Below are 17029 nucleotides of genomic sequence, written 5' to 3'. Positions count from 1 at the left end.
ATAAGGATTTTTGTTATGACCTCGGTGGTTGTGGAGAACGAACTGGATATACGCGGCCTTGGCTGCACACTTTGGCGCGGTAAGCGCTGGATTGTGGGCTTGGCGCTGCTGTTCACGCTGTTGGCGTGGGTGGCTTCTATGTTGATGAAACAAGCCTGGAGCACCACGGCGGTCACCGATCGCCCGACCGTCAACATGTTGGGTGATTTCTTTGTGCAGCAGCAGTTTCTCAACAATCTGGATGTGCGCAACAACACGTTGAATCTTAATTCGCCCGCACCCACGGTGATGGATGAGGTTTACCAGGAATTCACCATGCAATTGGCTTCCTGGGATACGCGTCGCGATTTCTGGCAGCAGACCGAATATTACAAAAGCCGCAAAAGTGGCAATGCGCATAACGATGCGGCGTTGCTGGACGATTTGATCACCAACATTCAATTTACGGCGGCCGACCCGGCACGCAACATCTTAGATAACGTCAAGCTGATCGCGGAAACCGCCAGTGATGCCAACAATCTGCTGCGCCAATACATCGCCTATGCCAGCGAACGCGCGGCGCGTCATCTGAACGATGAATTAAAAGGCGCCTGGCAGGCACGCAGCGTGCAGTTGCAATCACAGGTTAATCGCCAGCAAGACGTGGCGCAGGCAGTATTTGAACGTCAACGTCAACGTATCGAACAAGCGCTCAAAGTGGCGGGCGAGCAAGGCATTAAAGAGAATCGCGCGCCGGCAACCGGTGAAGCGCTGCCGGACAGCGATCGCTTCCTGCTGGGACAGCAAATGCTGCAAGCACAACTCGACACCTTGCAAGCCAGCGGTCCCGCTTATGATTTAAGCTATGATCAAAACAGGGCGATGCTGAGCACGCTGCAAGCCGGGCCGCGTCTGGACAAAAAGTTCCAGACCTATCGCTATTTACGTACCCCGGAAGAGCCGGTATCGCGCGATAGTCCGCGTCGTCTGTTTATGATGATCATGTGGGGCGTCATTGGCGCGCTAGTTGGTGCGGGAGTGGCGCTGGTGCGCCGTCCGCGTTTAACGTTACCAACCAGCCACTAAGAGAAGTCACGTGAAAGTTCTGACCGTATTTGGCACACGTCCTGAAGCGATCAAAATGGCTCCGCTGGTGCAAGCGCTGGCGCAGGATACTGCGTTCGAGTCACGGCTGTGTGTCACCGCGCAGCACCGTGAAATGCTCGATCAAGTGTTGCGGCTGTTTAAGCTGCAACCCGATTATGACCTGAATATCATGCGACCCGAGCAAGGACTGACGGAGATCACCAGCCGCATTTTGCAAGGCATGAAAACCGTCCTCGCTGATTTCAAACCGGATGTGGTGTTGGTGCACGGCGATACCACCACCACTTTTGCGGCGAGCCTGGCGGCGTTCTATCACCAGATTCCGGTAGGGCATGTGGAAGCCGGGCTGCGCACCGGCAACTTAATGTCGCCGTGGCCCGAAGAGGCTAACCGTACCTTAACCGGCCATCTGGCGAGTTATCACTTCACGCCTACCGAAAATTCACGGCAAAACCTGTTGCGCGAAAATCTGCCGGAAGCGCGCATTTTCGTCACTGGCAACACGGTGATTGATGCGTTGTTATGGGTCCGCGATCGCGTGTTGGATGATGCCGATCTCAATGCCCGCCTTGCAGCGCGTTACCCCTTCCTCGACGCCGACAAAAAACTGATTCTGGTCACCGGCCATCGTCGTGAAAGTTTTGGTGATGGTTTTGAGCGTATTTGCAGCGCACTGGCGCAAATTGCCCGCCAGCATCCGCAGGCGCAAATTGTTTATCCGGTGCACCTCAACCCGAATGTCAGCGAGCCGGTAAACCGCATTCTCAGCGGCATCGAAAACATCATTCTGATTGAGCCGCAGGAATATCTGCCGTTTGTTTGGCTGATGAATCGCTCATGGCTGATTCTGACCGATTCCGGCGGCATCCAGGAAGAAGCGCCATCGTTGGGTAAACCGGTGCTGGTGATGCGTGATACCACCGAGCGCCCGGAAGCCGTCGATGCAGGCACGGTGAAGTTGGTGGGCACCGATATCAGTAAAATTGTCGCTGAAGTCAGCCTGCTGTTGCAGGACGATGAAGCCTGGCAGGCAATGAGCCGCGCGCACAATCCGTATGGTGATGGTCATGCCTGCGCGCGCATTTTGCAGGCCCTAAAACAACACAGAGTATAACTATGAGTTTTGAAACCATTTCCGTCATCGGACTGGGCTACATTGGGTTGCCAACCGCAGCCGTTTTTGCTTCTCGGGAAAAAAAAGTCATCGGCGTGGATATCAATACCCGCGCTGTAGAAACCATCAATCGTGGCGATATTCATATCGTTGAGCCGGAACTGGGCGAGGTGGTGCGTGAGGCCGTTCATGCCGGTTATCTGCGCGCCACTACAGAAGCCGAAGCCGCCGACGCCTTTCTGATTGCGGTGCCGACGCCGTTTATTGGTGATCATCAGCCCGATCTCAGCTACGTGCAGGCCGCTGCGCTGTCAATTGCACCAGTATTGAAAGCCGGTGATCTGGTGATCCTCGAATCAACCTCGCCGGTTGGCACCACCGAACAAATGGCCGACTGGTTGGCTGCAGCACGTCCCGATCTGCGTTTTCCGCAACACGGCGAGGCATGCGAGGTATTTATCGCTTACTGCCCGGAGCGCGTGTTGCCGGGCAAAGTGATGGTTGAGCTGCTGGACAACGATCGTGTGATTGGCGGTATGACGCCAGCGTGTTCCGCGCGAGCCAGCGAGCTGTACCGCATCTTCCTGCGCGGCGAATGCGTGGAAACCAACGCGCGCACCGCTGAAATGTGCAAACTGACCGAAAACAGCTTCCGCGATGTGAATATCGCCTTTGCCAATGAGCTGTCGCTGATCTGCGCCGAGCAGAACATTAATGTGTGGGAGCTAATTGCGTTGGCGAATCGCCATCCGCGCGTCAACATCCTGCAACCGGGACCGGGCGTTGGCGGTCACTGCATCGCGGTCGATCCGTGGTTTATTGTGGCGCAAAATCCTAAACAGGCGCGATTGATCCGCACTGCACGCGAAGTGAATGATGCCAAGCCCGGTTGGGTGTTGGATCAAGTTAAACAGGCGTTAGCTGAGTGCCTCACCGCCAGCGGCAAACGCGCCAGTGACGTTACCATCGCCTGCTTTGGCCTGGCATTTAAACCGAACATTGACGATTTGCGCGAAAGCCCGGCGGTGACGGTGGCGCATATGATTGCTGAATGGCACAGCGGGCAAACCTGGGTGGTTGAGCCGCACGTTACTGAGATTCCTGCGCGGCTGGCAGATGAAGCGGCATTGGTTTCCAGTGAGAAAGCGTTGCAACAGGCCGATATCGTGGTGATGCTAGTGGATCATGCGCAGTTCCGCGCCATCGACGCCGCACAAGTCACGCAACCGTGGATTGTCGATACCAAAGGTGTTTGGCGATGAAGCAGTTTCTGGTTACGGGCGGCGCGGGCTTTATTGGTTCGGCGTTGGTGCGTTTTCTCATTGAGAGCACCGAACATCGCGTGGTGGTGGTCGATAAGCTCAGTTATGCCGGGAATTTGGCATCGCTGGCACCGGTACAACAAGATGCGCGCTTTGCCTTTGAGCAAGTGGATATTTGTGATCGTGCCGAGTTAGATCGCGTGATGGCGCAATACCAGCCCGATTGCATCATGCATTTGGCGGCGGAAAGCCATGTTGACCGTTCGATTGATGGGCCGATTGCTTTTGTCGAAACCAACATCGTCGGCACTTATCAATTGCTGGAAGCAGCAAGGTATTACTGGAATGGCATGGCGGATGAACGCAAAAAGGGCTTCATCCTGCATCACATCTCCACCGACGAAGTGTTTGGTGATCTGCACGGCAGCGACGATTTCTTCACTGAAACCACGCCTTATGCGCCAAGCAGCCCGTATTCAGCTACTAAAGCCAGCAGCGATCACCTGGTGCGTGCCTGGCTTCGCACCTATGGCTTGCCGATTATCATCACCAACTGCTCCAACAATTACGGCCCCTACCATTTCCCAGAGAAGCTGATTCCGCTCACCATCATCAATGCGCTGGCTGGAAAGCCTTTGCCGGTGTATGGCAATGGCAGCCAGATTCGCGACTGGTTGTATGTGGAAGATCATGCGCGCGCACTTTACAGCGTGGTGAGCAGCGGCAAAGTCGGCGAAACCTATAACATTGGCGGCCATAACGAGCGGCGCAATCTTGACGTGGTGGAAACGCTATGTGATCTGCTGGATGAACTGGCACCGCAGCAACGTGCGTCATACCTGGCGCGCTATCGGGATTTGATCACCTTTGTCACCGATCGCCCTGGGCACGATCAACGCTATGCCATCGACGCCAGTAAAATCGCCCGTGAACTCGGCTGGACGCCGCAGGAAACCTTTGAGAGCGGCATTCGAAAAACCGTGCAATGGTATTTGGCGAACCCGCAATGGTGGCAGGCGATTCTTAACGGCAGCTATCGCGGCGAACGTTTGGGATTAACCACGCCGCGCTAAAGCGCACTGCAAAAGGAGCAGCGATGAAAGGCATTATTTTAGCCGGAGGTTCGGGCACGCGTTTGCATCCGATTACCCGCGCCATCTCGAAACAGCTGTTGCCGGTGTACGACAAGCCGATGATTTACTATCCGCTGTCGGTGCTGATGCTGGCAGGCATACGCGAAATCCTGATCATCACCACGCCGGAAGATCGCGCCCACTTTGAGCGTTTGCTCGGTGATGGCAGTGAATTTGGCATTCAACTGGCCTATGCAGAACAACCTAGCCCTGATGGATTAGCACAGGCGTTTATCATTGGTGAATCCTTTATCGGCGATGATAACTGTTGTTTGGTGTTGGGAGACAATCTCTATTTCGGACAGGGTTTCAGCCCTAAACTGAAAAAAGTGGCGGCACGCAGCAGCGGCGCCACGGTATTTGCCTATCAGGTGATGGATCCGGAACGTTTTGGCGTGGTGGAGTTTGATGATGATTTCAACGCGCTATCGATCGAAGAAAAGCCGCAGCAGCCAAAATCGCGCTGGGCAGTGACGGGCCTCTATTTTTACGATAATCGAGTGGTGGAGTTTGCCAAACAGGTTAAGCCTTCTGCACGCGGTGAGTTAGAAATTACCGCTATCAACCAGATGTATCTCGATCAGGGCGAACTTGCCGTCGAACTATTAGGACGTGGTTTCGCCTGGCTGGATACCGGCACGCATGACAGCCTGATTGAAGCGAGCATGTTTGTGCAAACGGTGGAAAAACGACAGGGCTTTAAAATCGCCTGCCTGGAAGAGATCGCGTGGCGCAACGGTTGGCTCAGCGATGCTCAATTGCTGGCAGCCGCGCAGGCGCTGACCAAAACCGGCTACGGCCAGTATTTGCTGGATGTTCATAATGCCCGTCCGCGTCAATATTAATCCCCTAAAGTGGGAAAACGACTTCTTCGGGCAGAACAGCGCGCGATTGGAACTGGACGGTGATTTGCCGTTGGCCGACGTGTTGCAGCAGCCTTATACGTTGTGGCAAACCAAAGTGCCAGCTGAACGTATCGAGGTGATCGATGCATTGAGCCAGCAGGGTTTCCAGTTGGTCGAAGGTGAAGCCGATCTCAGCATCCCCATCAATCGCACCGAACGTCAAGTTGGCGTGCGCATTGCGCGGGAAGCGCAAATTCCCGCGTTGCGTGAGGCGGCAGCGCAAGCGTTCAGCCAAAGCCGTTTTCGCGCTCCCTGGTTCGATGCAACTGACAGCGCACGCTTTTATGCGCAATGGGCTGAAAACGCGGTACGCGGCACCTTCGATAATCAATGCTTAGTGGCTTGTGATGAGCAGGGCGCGCTGCAAGGTTTTGTCTCGATGCGCGAAGTGGACGGCGACATGCGTATCGGCCTTTTGGCGGTGTTGCCAGCCGCACAAGGAAAAGGCGTGGGTCAACGCTTGTTGCTCGCCGCGGCGGATTGGGGCCGCGTACGCCAACTTTCACAGCTGCGCGTTGCCACCCAACTTAGCAATCTCACGGCGATGCGCCTCTATTTACGCAGCGGTGCGCGGCTGGAAAGCACCGCGTATTGGTTCTACAGGAAAGCCCGATGATCCCATTTAATGCGCCGCCGATTGTCGGCAGTGAACTTGAATATATGCAGTCGGCGATGGCCAGCGGCAAGCTGTGCGGCGATGGCGGATTTACCCGTCGCTGTCAGCAGTGGATGGAGCAACACTTCGGCAGCAAAAAAGTATTGCTGACGCCATCCTGCACCGCATCGTTAGAGATGGCTGCGATATTGATTGATTTGCAGCCCGGCGATGAAGTGATCATGCCGAGCTACACCTTTGTTTCCACCGCCAACGCCTTTGTATTGCGCGGCGCGACCATTGTGTTTGTTGATGTGCGTCCGGATACGCTGAACATCGACGAAACGCTGATTGAAGCGGCAATCACACCAAAAACCCGCGCCATTGTGCCGGTGCATTATGCGGGCGTGGCGTGTGAGATGGACACGATCATGGCGCTGGCGGCGAAGCATAAACTGTATGTGATTGAAGACGCGGCGCAGGGTGTGATGTCGCAATACAAAGGACGCGCGCTTGGCACCATCGGTCATATTGGCTGCTTTAGCTTCCATGAAACTAAAAACTACACCGCCGGTGGCGAAGGTGGCGCGACGTTGATCAACGAAGCGAAGTTGGTGGAGCGTGCGGAGATCATCCGCGAAAAAGGCACCAACCGCAGCCAGTTCTTCCGTGGACAAGTGGATAAATATACCTGGCGCGATATCGGTTCCAGCTATCTGATGGCGGATCTGCAAGCTGCCTATTTGTGGGCGCAGCTGGAGGCGGCAGAACGCATCAACCAGCAGCGTCTGCGTTTGTGGCAACGTTATTATGATGCGCTGCAACCGCTGGCAGCAGCGGGGCGCATTGAATTGCCGGTGGTGCCGAAAAACTGTCGCCACAACGCGCATATGTTCTATATCAAACTGCGCGACAGCGACGATCGCCAGGCGCTAATCAACTGGATGAAAGAGGCGGAAATCCTCACGGTGTTCCATTACATTCCGCTGCACAGTTCACCGGCTGGAGAACGCTTTGGTCGTTTCCATGGCGATGATGTGTTTACCACCTCGGAAAGTGAGCGCCTGTTACGTCTGCCGCTGTTCTATAACCTGTCGGACAATAATCAGCGTACGGTGATCAGTTCGTTGCTGAGTTTCTTTGCCTGATGTCATTAGCTAAAGCATCCGTCTGGACCGCGTCTTCCACTCTGGTAAAAATCGTTGCCGGTTTGCTGGTGGTGAAACTGCTGGCCGTCAGCTACGGGCCAGAAGGTATTGGTCAGGCTGGTAACTTTCGCCAGTTAATCACCGTACTCGGCGTGTTGGCCGGTGCCGGTATTTTTAACGGCATCACCACTTTAGTGGCGCAACATCAACATCATCCGCAGCAACTGCGCGCCGTGACCGGTACGGCTTCGGCGATTGTGTTGGGCTTTTCTACGCTGCTGGCATTGGTGTTTTTGCTGGCGGCAAAACCGATCAGCGCGGCGCTGTTTGGTCATGCCGGCTTTGAAAATGTGCTGCGCATCGTCGCTTTCCTGCAACTCGGCATTGCCTGGGCCAATCTCACGCTGGCATTACTGAAAGGTTTTCGTGACGCGCGCGGCAATGCGCTGGCGCTGATTGCCGGAAGCCTAATTGGTGTGCTGGGTTATGTTATCTGCTGGTGGATGGGCGGCTATGCGGGTGCGCTGGTCGGCCTGGCGTTGGTTCCGGCGTTGCTGGTATTCCCGGCCTTGCTGATGTTACGCCGCCATCGCGGTGTGCTGCCGCTCAGTTGGCTCAAGCCAAGCTGGCATCCCGATTTGGCGCGCAATCTGGCGAAATTTACCGTTATGGCGCTGATTACCTCATTCACCTTGCCGGTGGCGTGGGTGATGATGCGTAATCTGCTGGCGGAGCAGCAAGGTTGGGCGCAAGTTGGCTTGTGGCAGGGCGTGACCAGCATTTCCGATGCCTACCTGCAATTTATCACCGCCACTTTTAGCGTTTGGCTGCTGCCAACATTGGCGCGTCTGGAGCAGAAGCCGCAAATTGCCCGTGAAATTGGTCGTGCGCTGCGTTTTGTGTTGCCTGCGGTGGCGGCTGCCAGTTTCTGCGTGTGGTTACTGCGCGACGTGGCGATTTGGCTACTTTTTTCACCTCAGTTCAGCGCGATGCGCGACCTGTTTGTTTGGCAGTTATGCGGTGATGTGTTTAAAGTCGGCGCCTATGTTTTCGGATATCTGGTGATCGCTAAAGCGTCGCTGCGCTTTTATATTTTGACTGAAATCAGCCAGTTTGCATTACTGACCGGTTTTTCCCACTGGCTGATTCCTTTGCACGGCACCGCCGGAGCCGCTCAGGCTTACATGGGAACCTACGTGCTCTACTTTGCCCTTTGTTGTGGCGCCTTCATGATTTATTGCCGGAAAAAATGACGACTTTTCACGTGTTGGGATCGGATATCCCACATCACAATCATACGGTGTTGCGCTTCTTTAATGACGTGATGAGCCGCGAGATGCCTGGCGATGCGCCGCGTCAATTTATGGTGGTTTCTGATGCACCAGAAACGCTGCAAGCCTATCCGTCGCTGCATATTGAAATCTTCAGCAGCAAGCGTGTGCTGGCGCAGGCGGTGATTACTCGGGCAGCAAATCGCTCTCAGCGGTTCTTCTTCCATGGTCAGTTCAATCCCGGCATTTGGCTTGCGTTACTCAGCGGCAAGCTGCGTCGTCAGCAGGCGTTCTGGCATGTGTGGGGCGCGGATTTGTATGAAGAAGGGCGCGGCCTGAAGTACCAACTGTTTTATCTAATGCGCCGGCTGGCGCAAGGTCGTATGGCGCGGGTATTTGCGACGCGCGGTGATTTGCACCATTTCCAGCAGCGCCATCCGCGCGTACCGGCTTCGCTGCTCTATTTCCCGACCCGCATGCCTAACGCGGCGGTGCCAGCAGCAGAAGATAGTCGCGACTTTACTATTTTGCTCGGCAACTCCGGCGATCGCAGTAATCGCCACATTGCTGGGTTAGAGGCGATTCGCGCCCAGTTTGGCGAGCAAGTGAAAGTGGTGGTGCCGCTCGGTTATCCAGAGAACAATCATGATTATATAGAGGAGATTGCCGCTGCTGCACAGCGCTTGTTCCCGGTTGGGCAGGTCACGCTGCTGCGCGACAAAATTGACTTTGATGCTTATCTGGCATTGCTTAGCCGCTGCCAGCTCGGCTATTTTATGTTCGAACGTCAACAAGGCATCGGTACGCTGTGCTTGCTCATTCAGGCAAATATTCCGTTCGTGCTGAACCGTAAAAATCCGTTCTGGCGCGATCTCAGTGAACAAGGATTGCCAGTGTTGTTCAGTGAAGATGCGTTGGATGCCGCCAGCGTGGCGGAAGCACAGCGGCAATTGACGCAATGTGATCAGCCCTCGATCGCCTTTTTTTCCCCTGGCTATCTGGCAGGTTGGCGCGATGCGCTTACTCTGAGTGAAAGGGAGAGAACATGAACCTGATGCAGTTTAGTGGTCTGCTGGTGGTTTATCTGTTTTCGCTGGGTTTCATTCTGACCTTAACCTGGCGCGAATTTAAGCGGGTGCGTTTCAACTTTCACCTGTTCTTCACCATTCTCTATTTGCTGACGTTTTACTTTGGCTTCCCGCTGACGGGCATTTTGGTGTTCCGCTTTAACGTTAGCGTGGTGCCGCCAGACTATTTGCTGCAAGCGCTACTGGCCGCCACCAGTTTCTACGCTATCTATTACGTCAGCTACAAAGTGCGGTTGCGGCCCGCTGATGCTGCGCCGCGCAAACCGTGGCTGCAAATGAATCGCGTTGAAACCAATTTGACCTGTTTGCTGCTGGCGTTGGTAGCGATTGGCACCGTCACGGTGTTCTTCATGCACAACGGCTTACTGCTGTTCCGGCTCTCTGCTTACAACCAGATTTTCTCGAGTGAAGTGTCTGGCGTGGCGCTCAAACGCTTCTTCTACTTCTTTATTCCCGCGATGCTGATTCGTTACTTCCTCAAACCGACGCAGCGCCAGTGGCTATGGTTTTTGCTGGTTTCGGTGGCGTTTGGTCTGCTGACTTATGCGCTGGTGGGCGGTACGCGCGCTAACATCATCATCGCGTTTGCGTTGTTCCTGTTTATTGGCATTACGCGCGGCTGGATCACGCTGTGGATGCTGGTTGGCGCGGGTGTGATGGCGATTGGTGGCATGTTCTGGCTGGCGCTGCGCCGTTATAACCTTGATGTGGTGGGTGATGAAGCGTTTTATACCTTCCTTTATCTGACGCGCGATACCTTCTCGCCGTGGGAAAATCTGGCGCTGTTATTGCAGAACTACGACAAGATCGATTTCCAGGGATTGGCTCCCATTTGGCGTGATTTCTATGTCTTCATCCCCAGTTGGTTGTGGCCGGGACGTCCTTCTATCGTCCTGAACAGCGCTAACTACTTTACCTGGGAAGTGCTCAACAACCATTCAGGTTTGGCAATTTCACCGACCTTGCTCGGCTCGTTGCTGGTGATGGGTGGCGTGTGGTTTATCCCGATTGGCGCTGTGGCAGTTGGTTGGCTGATGAAAGGCTTCGACAACTTGTACCTTTATGGGCGCGATACTGACAACCGCTACAGCGGCGCAATATTGCAGAGCTTCTGCTTTGGCGCGGTGTTTAATATGATCGTGCTCGCGCGTGAAGGGCTGGATGCATTTGGTTCTCGCGTGGTGTTCTTCTGTTTGATTTTTGCTGCCTGCATTGGGCTTGCGAAATTGCTTTACTGGCTGTTGGCGCGTGCGGGGTTGATTCGCCCACGCAGCGAGCCGGTTTTACATAGCCCTTCTTAACTTCTGGGCACAATGGGAAAATTCATACCATGAATAGCGATAAGCCGCGCTATAGCGTGCGCGGAGTCGATCTTCACGCCTTCAATGATATGGCGAGCTTCCTGCGTTTTCTGTTGCCTGATGGCAAACCACGCAGCGGTACACTGATTGCGATGAACGCCGAGAAAATGCTTACGCTGGAAGAAGATGCACAGTTGCGTACGCTCATCGCTGAAGCTGAGTTCAAATATCCCGATGGCATTAGCATTGTGCGTTCACTTCGTAAAAAGTATCCCCAATTGCAGGTTAATCGCATCGCGGGCGCAGATTTGTGGGAAGCGCTGATGGCGCGTGCGGGTCGCGAGGGCATTCCGGTGTTTCTGATTGGTGGGCGTCAGCAAGTACTGCAGGAAACTTGCGACAAACTGCGTCGCCAATGGAATGTGAACATTGTCGGTAGCCAGGATGGTTACTTTGCGCCGGATGAGCGCGATGCATTGTTCGCACGCATTGCTGCGAGCGGCGCGCAGATTGTCACGGTGGCGCAGGGATCACCGCGTCAGGAATTGTTGATGCGTGATTGCCGTGCGCATTGGCCACATGCGTTATATATGGGCGTGGGTGGCACTTACGATGTGTTTACTGGCCACGTGCAGCGCGCGCCAATTTGGTGGCAAAAATCCGGGCTGGAGTGGCTTTATCGACTCATTCGCCAACCTTCTCGCTGGCGTCGCCAATTAAAATTGCTCAAATATTTGCGTTACCATTGGCGTGGCGATCTCTGATGTTGACGGTTTTTTCAGCAAAGAACGACGGGTAAGCACCTCAAACTGCTGTATTTATCGATGGAATGCACAAAGCGTAATCAAACGCGTTTTTTTTATAAAAAAGGGCTGGACAGTATGAGGTCAAGCCCGTAGTATGCCCATCCGCAACGGCGCTACGCGCCCGTAGCTCAGCTGGATAGAGCGCTGCCCTCCGGAGGCAGAGGTCTCAGGTTCGAATCCTGTCGGGCGCGCCATTTAGTTTGTGCGCAAGAGCTTCGGTGGTTGGTTTAACCGCGTTATGCAGTGAATTTAGTAAGCGTGACACGCTTACGCACCAGAATTATGGTGGCTATAGCTCAGTTGGTAGAGCCCTGGATTGTGATTCCAGTTGTCGTGGGTTCGAGTCCCATTAGCCACCCCAGATTTTGCTCGGACACGCGATGGTGGCGGAATTGGTAGACGCGCTAGCTTCAGGTGTTAGTGTTCTTACGGACGTGAGGGTTCAAGTCCCTCCCTTCGCACCAAGCAAAATTACGCAGTAGCGTGAAAAGAAGTAAAAAATCGGCGAGTAGCGCAGCTTGGTAGCGCAACTGGTTTGGGACCAGTGGGTCGGAGGTTCGAATCCTCTCTCGCCGACCATATTCGAAAAGCCTGCTTGAAAAAGCAGGCTTTTTTCGTTTGTATTGCCTTCAGAAGCTTGTCCTCTACTCTAACCCCGGCCAATTACACTTTTCTGCAACTTGTCGCTATTCAGATACATTTAACTCACTGATTTATCTGGAGATGACAATATCTTGCATAGCTTGTCGTTCTCTGGAGACAGCTTTTAAGCTTATCGTCGCGAATTCCCGACAGTCGTAGCAATCAAAATCCGCGGTCTTTATCTAACGTATTGATTTTAATTAACTTACCCCTTCACCTGCAATTTTGGCACGGCTTGTGCAATAATCTGACTGTAGATGCTCATTCCACCTCTTATGTTTGCTGATGCTTCATAAACCTGGGAATGATGCAGAGCCCCTTACGGCATCCGTTGTCCAGCCTGGCAGTATTTGCGCACGCTTTACTGCAGTAAGAAGGACATTACGTTGAGTCGGATGCCATCAGTTGTCTTAACGACCTGATCTTACACCTGCTTATGGCAGGTGTTTTTTTATCTGCGGATTGTGGATTTACGTTTATCTCAGGCAAAAAAAAGCCGGGACAAGCCCGGCGTGCACAAAAGTAACAATCGTAAAATCAGGCGCTGGGATTGGTCTTCAGCGTGAGTAACAAGCCTTCACGGCGCATTTTTGCCGCGTCTTCTGGACGATGCAGGCGATCGTAAACATCTGCCAGCCAGGCGTAATCAAAAGCATCTGGACGTTGTGCTAGCGCTTGCTGGAAAGCTTCAGCCGCTTGCTGCCATTCACCGTGGCGCATCAGCAACTGGCCGAGCGTGCTGTGTAGCAATGGCGTCGCGCCGTGCTGTTTGATTTGCTGACGCAATGCTTTTTCCAGCGCTTGCGGATCGCCACTTTTAATACGTGGCATCAGCAGCACCAAACGATCATCATACTGACGTTTCAACCCTTCCAGCACGATGCTCTGCGCGGTATCGGGATCGTCACACTCAATCAGGTGTTCTGCCATTGCCACTTGTAGCGCGGTTTCCTGACGCGTTTTGCGGCTCTGGTTCTGCCACCATTTTTTCAATCCGTCGCTGCCCTGATCGGCCATCGCTTGATTCATCAGACCCAGCCAGGCTTGCTGCTGTAACGCTTCGCGCTGTGCTTCATCATTGATCTGCACTTTCTGCATCGATGGCAGAATATCCAGCAATGCGCCCCACGCGCCGGTACGAATATAAGCTTGTTCGGCCAGACGTAATACTTCTGGATGGCGCGGTGCGACTTCCAGAAGGCGATCAATGCCATGACGAGCGGCATGATCTTCATTACGCGCCAGTTGCAGACGAACGCGGGTGATTTCAACGGGAATGGTGTCGTTTTCAGACAGCTCAGCGGCACGTTCCAGATGCTGATTGGCACGGATTTCATCACCACGTTGCTGCGCAGCTTCGGCGGCCAGCAAATAGTTCGCTACCGGTTGATCCGCGTGATCGGCGTTTTTCGACAGCAGTTTTTCTGCCTGTTTAAAATCACCTTCAGCCAGTTTCATCAGCGCACTTTGCGTGTGGCGCTGCGCACTGCGGCGCTTGCGGCCGGTGAACCAACCACGCGTACGTGCACCGGTTCGCAGTACGCGACGTAAGATCCATTCAACGAAAAGAATCACCAGCAGGCTGAGAATCAGCATAATCGCTAACCCGGTGACGCTAGTTTCGATATTCCAGTTGTCGGTTTGAATCAGGACGTAGCCTTGATGGCCGGCTACCATCGGTCCAATGACCACGCCAGCGATCAATAGCAGGAAAAGCACTAATACCTTTAGCATGCTTAGCCTCCCTGTTGATCAGCGGCAACCGATGGCTGGGCCAGCAAATTACGCACGCGCGTTTGCATCAGTTTTTCCAGCAGCGGCTGGCTTTCAAGTGTATCCGGCACATCCATAGAAATACTCTGCTGGCTCAATTCATCCAACTGGGCAAGGAAGGCTTTGGTGGCCGCATCGTTAGTGTCGTACCAGGCACGAACCCAGGTAGAAACGGCATCGATTGACTGTTTGTAGATTTCATCCTGATGACGCGGTACAGCTTGCGCAGCGATCAGCAGACGAGAACGAATATTCTCACGCAGATAAACATCCTGATTCGGTGCCAGCAACGGCTGTGCGGTGTTATCGCGGCGGCGGATGGTAATGAAATCATCCATAAAGTTGTGCCAGCTTTTCACCAGGTTTTGACGCCATTCAGTTAGCGAGCTGGAGAGTTCGCCGCCATCCGCGTCCATCGGTGAATTATCGCTGTCGTTATCAGCCAAACGCAGATTATCAACGCCGTTCGACAGCTGATTGAGTTTGAGAATCGTGCCGTCGTAGTCGACCTGACTCACCGCTGAAAGTGAGCTGATATCCTGCGTCAAGGCGCGGCGCACATTCATTACGCTAGGATCGTTCATGTCTGCCAGGCTGGTGTCGGCACTTTTCAGCAACGCCGCCGCCGTCGTGACATCCTGATCGCTCCACAATTTGCGGCCCGCCAGTTTGACCAGATAATCTGCCTGAGCCAGCAACCAGGTGCGCGTGTCGTTGCCAGAAATTGTGGCAACTTTATCACGCAGGGTTTCCAGCTCTTTGGCACTGTTATCCTGCTGTGTGCGCGCTTCCTGCAACGCGCTGTTGGCGCTATCTAATTCGTGGGTGAATTGCTGTTTATCGCTGCCCAGTTGCTGCTGCAAGGCACTCAGCTGCTCACTCAGGTTCTGGTTAGTTTGAGCCTGTAAATCGGCCTGGTGTTTCCCATTCAGGTAAAGTCCTGCGCCAATCGCCAGCGCAATCACAATCGCCACTGCACTCAGCACTTTGCCGTCGCTTTTTTTATCGCGAGGTGGCTTCGTTGCTGGAGAGGGAGATTGGTCCGCTGGGGTGGTTTCTTCAACCATGGCGGAGGAGGCTTTTTGTTCCGTCATTTTGGCTCATCCCATTGTTAAGTTCAGCGTAACGCGCGCAGCAGCGCATCGTTATCGGCACCATCGGCTACATCAATGTCCTGCCAGCCTAATTCAGCGGCTTGCGTAGCCAAACGTTCACTGACGACCACAAGCCGACAGTGCAGTAACCATTCCCGTCGATCAATCGGCGGAAACAGAGAAAAGAGTTGTTGTAACATTTCCCCGCTGGTAACAACCAGCGTGGTAATACTACGATCGCGCCAGCGGCGGCCTTCCGTTGCGCCGTTATACTGCTTTTCGCAGCGCTGATAACATTCGCAATATTGTACTTCAACACCGCGCGCAATGAGTGTCTCTGCGAGCAATTCGCGACCAGGACTGCCCCGTAAAATCAGCGCACGCTTGCCGTTCACCTGTTGCAGACGGTTCAGACGCACCAACTCTTCGCTGGTTTCCCGCGCATGAGGATAGTCTACTTTCAGATTACTGACGGTGTGCAACGCCAATGCGGTGCTGCGACCAATGGCGTAGTAGTCGAGCTTTTCAGGCCAGGTCGTCGCGCTATGCTGTAAAGCGGGCTGGGCAAAAGTCACCACTTGCTGCGATAACAAAAACACCAAATCGCCCGATTGAAGCGCCGCAAGTTGATTTGGCAAATTGACAAGATCGCGACCCGGCGTGAATTCAATCAACGGCATGCTCCACGCCAGCTTGCCCAGGTTGCGCAGGCGCGAAACCAGTTCAGTGGCAGCCGGTTCAGGACGGGTCACGAGGATGGTCATGCTGGCGGTTGTCCTTGATAGACTTCACGTAAGATGTCACGTGCGCCGCCATCGAGTAACTCTTCAGCCAGAGAAATGCCCATTTGTTCGGCTTGATCGCGCGGACCACGGCGCTCGCCGATCACCATCTGATGACCATCGGGTGAGCCGACTAAGCCGCGCAACCACAATTGATCGTCTTCCAGCACTGCGAAGCTGCCGATTGGCACCTGGCAGCCGCCTTCCAGGCGAGTATTCATCGCGCGTTCGGCACGGACGCAAACCGCGGTATCGCCATGATTCAGCGCCTGTAACAGCGTAATCAATTCTGCATCATCAATCCGGCATTCAATGCCAACCGCGCCTTGTCCGACAGCGGGCAGGGAGATTTCTGCGGGCATTGCCTGGCGGATACGATCTTCCAGGCCCAAACGTTTCAAACCCGCGGCAGCAAGAATGATGGCGTCATATTCACCGGCATCGAGTTTGCCGAGACGTGTGCCTACGTTGCCGCGCAGTGAGCGAATCACCAGGTCTGGACGGCGGGCGCTAATCTGGCATTGGCGACGCAGGCTGGATGTGCCAACAATCGCGCCTTGCGGTAATTCATCAAGGTTGTTGTAGCGGTTGGAGACGAAAGCATCGCGCGGATCTTCACGCTCGCAGATGGTCACCAAACCTAAACCTTGTGGGAAATCGACCGGTACATCTTTCATCGAATGCACGGCGAGATCGGCGCGACCTTCCAGCATCGCTAGCTCAAGCTCTTTGACAAACAGGCCTTTGCCGCCAACCTTTGCCAGTGGCGTGTCAAGAATGATATCGCCTTTGGTGACCATCGGAAGCAGCTCAACTTGCAAGCCGGGATGGGCAGCCATCAAGCGCTGTTGGACATATTGTGCCTGCCACAAAGCAAGAGGACTTTGTCTGGTAGCAATTCTGAAAATTTTGTTTAACATGCTGTTAACCATTTTGATCGTTCATCGAATATCCTATCATTGATAGGGGAATGCTGTCAGTTTCAACGGATTGAAAAGGCCGCGATGTCAATTCTTGCTCGGTTTTTGC

15 protein-coding genes and 4 tRNA genes are annotated in these 17029 nt (G+C 54.1%); 15 read left to right on the top strand and 4 right to left on the bottom strand.

The annotated features are described in order from the left end of the window. Positions 1 to 15: 15 nt before the first annotated feature. The 15 genes from wzzE (at position 16) to ACPUC7_RS14525 (ending at position 12288) form a co-directional block, all read left to right on the top strand. A complete protein-coding gene (gene wzzE, locus ACPUC7_RS14595; protein WP_494923468.1) occupies positions 16 to 1065 on the top strand; it encodes an ECA polysaccharide chain length modulation protein in 1050 nt (349 codons plus the stop codon). A 10-nt stretch (positions 1066 to 1075) separates the two neighbouring features. After that, positions 1076 to 2200, top strand: a complete 1125-nt coding sequence (wecB, locus tag ACPUC7_RS14590; RefSeq protein WP_494923467.1) for a non-hydrolyzing UDP-N-acetylglucosamine 2-epimerase — start codon at positions 1076 to 1078, stop codon at positions 2198 to 2200. A 2-nt stretch (positions 2201 to 2202) separates the two neighbouring features. Next, the gene (gene wecC, locus ACPUC7_RS14585; protein WP_494923466.1) at positions 2203 to 3462 is read left to right on the top strand and encodes a UDP-N-acetyl-D-mannosamine dehydrogenase; all 1260 of its coding nucleotides are present in this window, start codon (positions 2203 to 2205) and stop codon (positions 3460 to 3462) included. Next, complete coding sequence (gene rffG / locus ACPUC7_RS14580; protein ID WP_494923465.1) at positions 3459 to 4535, top strand: dTDP-glucose 4,6-dehydratase; 1077 nt, start codon at positions 3459 to 3461, stop codon at positions 4533 to 4535. Before wecC ends, rffG begins: the two co-directional genes overlap by 4 nt. A gap of 23 nt (positions 4536 to 4558) precedes the next feature. Beyond that, positions 4559 to 5440 (top strand): glucose-1-phosphate thymidylyltransferase RfbA, encoded by an 882-nt coding sequence (rfbA, locus tag ACPUC7_RS14575; protein WP_494923464.1) that lies wholly within the window; start codon positions 4559 to 4561, stop codon positions 5438 to 5440. Beyond that, a complete protein-coding gene (rffC, locus tag ACPUC7_RS14570) occupies positions 5418 to 6116 on the top strand; it encodes a dTDP-4-amino-4,6-dideoxy-D-galactose acyltransferase (RefSeq protein WP_494923463.1) in 699 nt (232 codons plus the stop codon). The genes rfbA and rffC overlap by 23 nt, the downstream gene beginning before the upstream one ends. Then, a complete protein-coding gene (rffA, locus tag ACPUC7_RS14565) occupies positions 6113 to 7243 on the top strand; it encodes a dTDP-4-amino-4,6-dideoxygalactose transaminase (RefSeq protein ID WP_494923462.1) in 1131 nt (376 codons plus the stop codon). Before rffC ends, rffA begins: the two co-directional genes overlap by 4 nt. Continuing rightward, entirely contained in the window at positions 7243 to 8496 is a 1254-nt protein-coding gene (gene wzxE / locus ACPUC7_RS14560; RefSeq protein ID WP_494923461.1) for a lipid III flippase WzxE, read from the top strand. Before rffA ends, wzxE begins: the two co-directional genes overlap by 1 nt. Further along, on the top strand, positions 8493 to 9563 hold the full coding sequence (wecF, locus tag ACPUC7_RS14555) for a TDP-N-acetylfucosamine:lipid II N-acetylfucosaminyltransferase (RefSeq protein WP_494923460.1): 1071 nt from the start codon (positions 8493 to 8495) through the stop codon (positions 9561 to 9563). The genes wzxE and wecF overlap by 4 nt, the downstream gene beginning before the upstream one ends. After that, positions 9560 to 10903, top strand: coding sequence for an ECA oligosaccharide polymerase (gene wzyE / locus ACPUC7_RS14550; protein WP_494923459.1), 1344 nt, complete (start codon positions 9560 to 9562; stop codon positions 10901 to 10903). Before wecF ends, wzyE begins: the two co-directional genes overlap by 4 nt. Before the next feature lie 29 nt (positions 10904 to 10932). Then, positions 10933 to 11667, top strand: coding sequence for a lipopolysaccharide N-acetylmannosaminouronosyltransferase (gene wecG, locus ACPUC7_RS14545; protein ID WP_494923458.1), 735 nt, complete (start codon positions 10933 to 10935; stop codon positions 11665 to 11667). A gap of 159 nt (positions 11668 to 11826) precedes the next feature. Beyond that, positions 11827 to 11903: transfer RNA gene (locus ACPUC7_RS14540), tRNA-Arg, on the top strand. Positions 11904 to 11994: 91 nt separating this feature from the next. Then, positions 11995 to 12070, top strand: a tRNA-His gene (locus tag ACPUC7_RS14535). A gap of 16 nt (positions 12071 to 12086) precedes the next feature. Beyond that, positions 12087 to 12173 (top strand) — tRNA-Leu (locus tag ACPUC7_RS14530). Between the two features lie 38 nt (positions 12174 to 12211). Then, positions 12212 to 12288 (top strand) — tRNA-Pro (locus ACPUC7_RS14525). Between the two features lie 600 nt (positions 12289 to 12888). Here ACPUC7_RS14525 and hemY read toward each other — a convergent pair. From hemY to hemC, 4 genes are read right to left on the bottom strand one after another with little or no spacing between them, the layout of a single operon-like run. Then, positions 12889 to 14085 (bottom strand): protoheme IX biogenesis protein HemY, encoded by a 1197-nt coding sequence (gene hemY, locus ACPUC7_RS14520; protein WP_494923457.1) that lies wholly within the window; start codon positions 14083 to 14085, stop codon positions 12889 to 12891. Between the two features lie 2 nt (positions 14086 to 14087). Beyond that, positions 14088 to 15218: a uroporphyrinogen-III C-methyltransferase gene (hemX, locus tag ACPUC7_RS14515; protein ID WP_494923456.1), complete on the bottom strand. Its 1131-nt coding sequence runs from the start codon at positions 15216 to 15218 to the stop codon at positions 14088 to 14090. Positions 15219 to 15241: 23 nt separating this feature from the next. Continuing rightward, the gene (hemD, locus tag ACPUC7_RS14510; RefSeq protein WP_494923455.1) at positions 15242 to 15982 is read right to left on the bottom strand and encodes a uroporphyrinogen-III synthase; all 741 of its coding nucleotides are present in this window, start codon (positions 15980 to 15982) and stop codon (positions 15242 to 15244) included. Continuing rightward, on the bottom strand, positions 15979 to 16920 hold the full coding sequence (hemC, locus tag ACPUC7_RS14505; protein WP_494923454.1) for a hydroxymethylbilane synthase: 942 nt from the start codon (positions 16918 to 16920) through the stop codon (positions 15979 to 15981). The genes hemD and hemC overlap by 4 nt, the downstream gene beginning before the upstream one ends. Positions 16921 to 17029 lie beyond the last annotated feature (109 nt).

It is taken from the genome of Pantoea sp. CFCC18179 (assembly GCF_059412405.1).
Note: the sequence above shows the minus strand (reverse complement) of the source record. Positions and strands in the feature narration are given on the sequence as shown.